Here is a 235-nt window from a genome sequence, read left to right on the forward strand (position 1 = left end):
GTGGATGGTGAGTCCGGTGTGGGTGAGGAAGGACCATGGCAGTTGTGGGTTGTGGTTGATGCGGTGGATGCCGTGTTCGGTGGCGTCGGCTACGTTTGCGAGGTGGCCGCCGGCGAGGTTGGCGAGTTCGCGTTTCTTGGGTGAGGACCACAGCAGTTCCACCGGGTTCAGCTCCGGAGCGTAGGCGGGTAATCGCTCCAGGGTCAGCCAGTCCTGTTCGGCGACCCATGCTCGC

1 protein-coding gene is annotated in these 235 nt (G+C 63.8%); it reads right to left on the bottom strand.

From position 1 onward, the window contains the following. The coding region (locus K7B10_RS40535) for a transposase (RefSeq protein WP_229346070.1) at window positions 1-235 on the bottom strand (235 nt) is incomplete at both ends.

Source organism: Streptomyces flavotricini (assembly GCF_020639365.1).
Taxonomy (GTDB): domain Bacteria; phylum Actinomycetota; class Actinomycetes; order Streptomycetales; family Streptomycetaceae; genus Streptomyces; species Streptomyces flavotricini.